This is a genomic window from Streptomyces sp. NPDC057307, assembly GCF_042667665.1.
Lineage (GTDB): Bacteria > Actinomycetota > Actinomycetes > Streptomycetales > Streptomycetaceae > Streptomyces.
The window spans coordinates 1-6657 of record NZ_JBHUZM010000233.1; the positions used below are offsets into that span (position 1 = coordinate 1).

Genomic DNA, 6657 nt, shown 5'->3' on the forward strand with positions numbered 1-6657 from the left:
GGCTCCCACCACACGGTGGGGGTGCTCAGTCCTCGCTGGTCGCGCTCGGGAGCTGCGTCTGGATCAGCTCCATCACCGAGGAGTCGGTGAGCGTCGTGACGTCACCGAGCTGACGGTTCTCCGCGACATCGCGCAGCAGCCGCCGCATGATCTTGCCCGACCGGGTCTTCGGCAGCTCGGCCACCGGCAGGATCCGCTTCGGCTTGGCGATCGGCCCCAGCGCCGTGCTGACGTGGTTGCGCAACTCGGCCACCAGACCGTCGTCCACCGACGCCGTACCGCGCAGGATGACGAAGGCGACGATCGCCTGACCGGTCGTCTCGTCCGTGGCGCCGACGACGGCCGCCTCGGCGACCTTCGGGTGCGAGACGAGCGCCGACTCGACCTCCGTGGTGGAGATGTTGTGGCCCGACACCAGCATCACGTCGTCGACCCGGCCCAGCAGCCAGATGTCGCCGTCGTCGTCCTTCTTGGCACCGTCGCCCGCGAAGTACTTGCCCTCGAAACGCGACCAGTAGGTGTCGATGAACCGCTGGTCGTCGCCCCAGATGGTGCGGAGCATCGCCGGCCACGGCTCGGTGAGGACGAGATATCCGCCGCCGCCGTTCGGCACCTCGTTGGCGTCGTCGTCCACGACGGTCGCCGAGATGCCGGGGAGCGCGCGCTGCGCGGAGCCCGGCTTGGCGGCGGTGACGCCGGGCAGCGGGGAGATCATCATGCCGCCGGTCTCGGTCTGCCACCAGGTGTCCACGACCGGGGTCTTGCCCGCGCCGATGTTCTGCCGATACCAGATCCACGCCTCAGGGTTGATCGGTTCACCGACCGAGCCCAGGACGCGCAGCGACGTCAGATCGAACTTGGCGGGGATGTCGTCCCCCCACTTCATGAACGTGCGGATCGCGGTCGGCGCCGTGTAGAGGATCGTCACGCCGTACTTCTGGACGATCTCCCAGAAGCGCCCCTGGTGCGGGGTGTCGGGCGTGCCCTCGTACATGACCTGCGTCGCGCCGTTGGCCAGCGGCCCGTACACGATGTACGAGTGGCCGGTCACCCAGCCGACGTCGGCCGTGCACCAGTAGACGTCCGTCTCCGGCTTGAGATCGAAGACCGCGTGATGCGTGTACGCCACCTGGGTGAGGTAGCCGCCCGACGTGTGCAGGATGCCCTTGGGCTTACCCGTCGTGCCGGACGTGTACAGGATGAAGAGCGGGTGCTCGGCGTCGAACGCCTCCGGCGTGTGCTCCGTGGACTGGCGGTCGACGATGTCGTGCCACCACACGTCCCGGCCCTCGCTGAAGGCGGTGTCCTGGCCGGTGCGGCGTACCACCAGGACGTGCTCGACCTGCGGACACCGGGCGACGGCGTCGTCGATCGCGGGCTTGAGCGCGCTCGGCTTGCCGCGCCGGTAGCCGCCGTCCGAGGTGATGACGAGCTTGGCGTCGGCGTCCTGGATACGGGAGGCCACGGCGTCGGCCGAGAAGCCGCCGAAGACCACGGAGTGCGCGGCGCCGATGCGGGCGCACGCCAGCATCGCCACGGCCGTCTCGGGGATCATCGGCATGTAGATGGCGACACGGTCGCCCTTGGCCACGCCCAGCTCGGCGAGCGCGTTCGCGGCCCGGGAGACCTCGTCCTTCAGCTCGGCGTAGGTGATGGAACGGCTGTCACCCGGCTCGCCCTCGAAGTGGATGGCGACCCGGTCGCCGTTGCCCGCCTCGACGTGGCGGTCCACGCAGTTGTACGCGACGTTCAGCTTGCCGTCCGCGAACCACTTCGCGAAGGGCGGGTTCGACCAGTCGAGGGTCTCGGTCGGTTCGGTGGCCCAGGTGAGCCGCCGGGCCTGCTCGGCCCAGAAGCCAAGCCTGTCCGCCGCGGCCTGCTCATACGCCTCCGCTGTCACGTTGGCGTTCGCGGCCAGCTCGGCCGGTGGCGCGAACCGCCGCTCTTCCTTGAGCAGGTTGGAGAGGGAAGAGTTCTCGCTCATACTCCCGTCTCCTCCTTGAGCAGGTTGGCCAGGCTTTCGTTGCTCACGACATCTCCCTTTCCCAGGGCGTCCTATGTGTCCCCGGGCCTAGCTCATCAGGCAGATGCCCGGGTGACAAGGGTCTTCAGGAAATTGGTTTAGACCTATGCGGCCGGACTGACGAGTGGAGTTATGGGTCGGCGTACGAGTAAGTGGCCCCGTTCCCCGGCTGTGGTGGGGAACGGGGCCACACATTCTCACGGATGCGGCGGGCCGCCGGTTCAGGCGCGCGACTCCTGGAAAGCGGTCGGGGCGACCCGGTTGAACACCTTGTCGGTGCTGTCGGACTGCCCCTCGGGCAGCTCGTCGGGCTGTCCGTCGGCCGCGAGCAGATACGCCTGCGCCTCGCCGACATGGAAGTACATGCCGTGCAGTTCGAGCCTTCCCTCGGCCAGCCCCCGGGCCACCGCCGTGTGGGCGCGCAGATGCTCCAACTGCTGGACGACATTGGTCAGACAGAGCTGCTCGACCGCGTCGGTGGGCAGTCGCCCGGAGATCCGGGCCCAGGCGTGGTCGCGGCTCCTCATCCGCTCCAGGCTGGGCAGGCCGTGCCGGAGCCAGCGGGTGAGGGGGGAGGACGGCGCGGGGGCTTCCTGTGCGGTGGGGGTGGTGGGTGCGCCTGGGGGTGCGGTGGGGGGTGAGTCGGCGGGTGCGTTGGCCGGGGCGTTGAGGAGGGCCTGCATCGCGCCGCAGCCGGAGTGCCCGCAGACGGTGATGGACTCGACCCGCAGCACATCGACCGCGTACTCGATCGCCGCCGCCACCGAGTCGTCCTGACCCTCCGCGCCCTTCTCCCCCGGAAGGGGAACCAGATTGCCGACATTGCGGACGGTGAACAGATCGCCGGGGCCGCTCGCCGTGATCATGCTCGTCACCAGACGCGAGTCGGCGCAGGTGAGAAAGAGCTGGGAGGGCTGCTGGCCCTCGCGCGCCAGCCGCGCCAGCTCGCCCCGTACGAACGGAGCCGTATTGCGCTGGAACGAGCTGAGCCCACTGGCGAGTTGGCCGCCGGCCTGGACCCGGCTCGAAACCCGTACCTCATCCGTCTTCCGTCCCGGCGTCTGCGGTTGCTCCACCGGATCGCCGCAGTGGTGATTGCGCCACGGTGTCCACGGCCGGCAGCAGGTGCTCGACTGCGTCACCGGCTCGGCTGGCTCGGCGATACGGTCCCCGGATCTGCCGGTGAACTCGACCGTGCCGCCCTGGGACAGATGCGCGACCTGCCAGTCGTGCAGCGCCTCGTACGCCGCGTGGTCCATGAACGACCCGTCCAACTCGACCACGCAGTCGCTTCCTTGCGGCACCTGGTGCAGCAGACGGCTCAGCCGTGGAACGGCCAGGAACGTCAACTCGCCCCGCGCGCGCAGCCGGTGAGCGCCCTCCTGTTCCTCCAGCGTGATCCGGGTCCGGGTGAGCCGGTGCAGCGCGACGGCGACCGCCAGCGCGATCCCGATCGCGACCCCCTCCAGGACGCCGGTGAACACCACACCGGTCAGCGTCCCTACGTAGACGAGCAGTTCGCGATTGCGCCGCACGGTGCGCATATGCGTGATGCTGACCATCTGGACGCCGATGACCATGACCAGCGCGGCGAGCGCGGCCAGCGGGATCAGGTCGAGCAGGGACACCAAGAAGAGCGCGGCGACGGTGACCCACAGCCCGTGCAGCATGGTCGAGTTCCGACTGATGGCGCCCGCCGCCACATTGGCCGCGCTGCGGACGGCGACCCCGGTGATCGGCAGTCCGCCGAGGGCGCCGGAGACGACGTTCGCAGCGCCCTGTCCGGCCAGCTCCCGGTCGAGCCGGGCACGCGGGATCTGGATGTCCGGGTCCTTGCGGGCGGCCACCAACTTGTCGACGGCGACCGCGGACAGCAGTGACTCGACGCTGCCGACGAGGGTGATGGTGAGGACGGCGGCGATCAGCCCCAGCACCGGCCCCTGAGGCAGCTCGGGAAGCACATGGCTGCTCCAGGAGGGCAGGTCGACGCGGTCGAGGCGCAGCCCCACGAGGGCGGCCGCGGCGGTCGCCACCGCCACCGCCGCGAGGGCGGCGGGCACCTTCCGTACGATCCGGCCCGTACGCCCCGGAATGCGCGGCCAGGCGAGCAGAACGACCACGGTCAGCGCGCTCACGGAGACCGCGGCGGGGTGCAGGCCGGCCAACTGGGCCGGCAAGCCCTGGACGTTGGCGACGGCGGAGCTCTGCGGGGTCCCGCCGAGGACGATGTGCAGCTGGGCGAGCGCGATCGTGACACCGATACCGCCCAGCATGCCGTGCACGATCGCCGGACTCACGGCCAGCGCCGAGCGGGCGACGCGCAGTGCGGCGAGGCCGAGTTGGGCGAGACCCGCGAGCACCGTGATGGCGCAGGTGGTGCGCCAGCCGTACCGCTGGATCAGATCCGCCGTGACGACCGTCAGACCGGCCGCCGGGCCACTGACCTGGAGCGGAGCGCCGCCGAGGCGGCCGGCGACGAGACCGCCCACGGCCGCGGCGACGAGACCGGCCTGGAGGGGCGCGCCGGTGGCGAGCGCGATACCGAGGGAGAGCGGCAGAGCGATCAGGAAGACCGAGATGGAGGCGGAGAAGTCCGCCCCGGCGATCCGGAACCCTCGCCACCGGCCGGGCGGCGGACTGTGCGGGCTCCGCCGGCTCCGCGGGCTACGTGGGCCCCGCGCACGGTCGGGCTGGTCGAGCTGCTTGGTCCGGTCGGTCCGGTCGGTCCGGTCTGGCTGATCGGTCTGGCCGGTCTGGTCGGGGCGGTCGGGCGGGTCTTCGCGGGTGGGGACGTAGGCAGACATTTTTCCCGTCTCCTCCGGGGCGGCGCGGTCGCGGAACAGGTGACGCGGCCGTGAGTCACGGCGTGCAGCGGCGGGATTTATCAACGCTCAGTAAATGGATCGTAATGGAGAGTAAAGATTGTGGCATGACTTTCCGGGCAAATGGGGCAAGCTTTCACCCGCGACGGTGATTAGTCATTTTGTCCGGCTTGTCATACCGGTTCCCCTCGGGTCCCAGTGCGACGTTGTCGGCGCTCGGCGCCGTGCTCGGCGTTTTTCGGCGTTCCGGCGCTTCAACGCACAGAACCTGAGGGAAGAGGTGGGCGGATGCTGGCCGCCAGAAAGAGGATCGCCTGCGGCGTAGCCGTGACGGCGCTGGCCGTGGGGCTCGCCGGATGTTCCGGGTCCGGTTCACCGGAACCGAAGGACGGGACCAAGGCCGAGGACGGCGCCCACGGGGCGAAGAAGGGGCCGGCCAAGAGCGCGGTGCGGCTCATCGGCGACGGCTCCACGGCGTACACCGGCGCCCAGCCCGGCGTTCTCAAGCCGGAGCGTCTGAAGCCCGGTCAGAAGCCGCCGCAGTTCGTGGTGTTCTCCTGGGACGGCGCCGGTGAGGACAGTCAGAAGCTCTTCTCCCACTTCCGCGACGTGGGCAAGAAGTACGACGCGAAGATGACGTACTTCCTCAGCGGTGTCTATCTGCTGCCGGAGGACAAGTCCAAGCAGTACAGCCCGCCCCAACACGCCGCCGGCCGCTCGGACATCGGCTTCAACGACGCCGAGGGGATCAAGAACACCCTGCGCGAGCTACGCGCCGCCTGGCAGGACGGCAACGAGATCGGCACCCACTTCAACGGGCACTTCTGCGGCGCGGACGGCGGCGTCGGCAACTGGTCCGTCGAGGAGTGGAAGAGCGAGATCAGCCAGGCCAAGGCCTTCGTCAAGAACTGGAAGAGCAACACCGGCCTGACGGCCGAGGCTCCGCTGCCCTTCGACTACGAGAAGGAACTCGTCGGCGCCCGCACCCCCTGCCTGGAAGGGCAGAAGAACATGATGCGGGCGGCGCGGACGATGGGCTTCCGCTACGACTCCAGCGGTGTCGGCAACCAGGTCTGGCCGAAGAAGACCGAGGGCATGTGGGACATCCCGCTGCAGCTCGTCCCGGTGCCCGGCCGGAAGTTCGAGACGCTCTCGATGGACTACAACTTCATGTTCAACCAGTCGAAGACGGTCAACGGCGACCCGTCCCAGCACGAGTACTGGGGCAACCAGATGCGCGACGGTCTGCTCCAGGCCTTCGGCCGCGCCTACGACGGCAACCGCGCGCCGCTGATCATCGGCAACCACTTCGAGTCGTGGAACGGCGGCACGTACATGCGTGCCGTCGAGGAGACGATCAAGACCGTCTGTGTGAAGGACGGCGTGCGGTGCGTGACGTTCAAGGAACTCGCCGACTGGCTGGACGCGCAGGACCCGCAGACGCTCGAAAGGCTGCGGGAGCTGGGCGTCGGCCAGAAGCCCGCGACCGGCTGGCAGTCGTATCTGACGGCCCCCAAGCCGCCGACGGCCCCGGCCTCACCGGCGGCTCCCGCGGACGCGGGCCCGGGTTCGGCGGATGCGGGCCCGGCCTCCGCGGCTGCCGACGGAACGGACGCGGGCGCGGATTCGTCCGGCCCTGATTCCGGCCCCGGCTCGGGCTCCGGCTCGGGCCCTGAAGGGGACCCGGCCGCGAACTGAGTCGAGCGCTCGGGGGTACGGGCGGTGCGAGCGGTGAGCGCGGTGGTACGGGCGGCACGACCCTGTGGCGCCCCGAGCCCCAGTCGCGTATTAACCACAGGCGCAGCCGACGAC

At 69.8% G+C, this 6657-nt stretch carries 3 protein-coding genes; 1 reads left to right on the forward strand and 2 read right to left on the reverse strand.

Going from position 1 to position 6657, the window contains the following annotated elements:
• Positions 1 to 25 precede the first annotated feature (25 nt).
• Both acs and ACFUN8_RS36480 read right to left on the reverse strand, forming a co-directional pair.
• Positions 26 to 1984, reverse strand: coding sequence for an acetate--CoA ligase (gene acs / locus ACFUN8_RS36475; protein WP_383647497.1), 1959 nt, complete (start codon positions 1982 to 1984; stop codon positions 26 to 28).
• A gap of 260 nt (positions 1985 to 2244) precedes the next feature.
• The gene (locus ACFUN8_RS36480) at positions 2245 to 4827 is read right to left on the reverse strand and encodes a SulP family inorganic anion transporter (protein ID WP_383647499.1); all 2583 of its coding nucleotides are present in this window, start codon (positions 4825 to 4827) and stop codon (positions 2245 to 2247) included.
• Between the two features lie 306 nt (positions 4828 to 5133).
• Between ACFUN8_RS36480 and ACFUN8_RS36485 the strand changes: the two genes are divergently transcribed.
• Positions 5134 to 6543, forward strand: coding sequence for a hypothetical protein (locus ACFUN8_RS36485; RefSeq protein WP_383647502.1), 1410 nt, complete (start codon positions 5134 to 5136; stop codon positions 6541 to 6543).
• Positions 6544 to 6657: the final 114 nt, after the last annotated feature.

What these genes read in the sequence shown, in the direction of transcription:
- ACFUN8_RS36480 (WP_383647499.1), bottom strand. Translation starts at nt 4,827, where the DNA reads ATGTCTGCCTACGTCCCCACCCGCGAAGACCCGCCCGACCGCCCCGAC.
- ACFUN8_RS36485 (WP_383647502.1), top strand. Translation starts at nt 5,134, where the DNA reads ATGCTGGCCGCCAGAAAGAGGATCGCCTGCGGCGTAGCCGTGACGGCG.
- acs (WP_383647497.1), bottom strand. Translation starts at nt 1,984, where the DNA reads ATGAGCGAGAACTCTTCCCTCTCCAACCTGCTCAAGGAAGAGCGGCGG.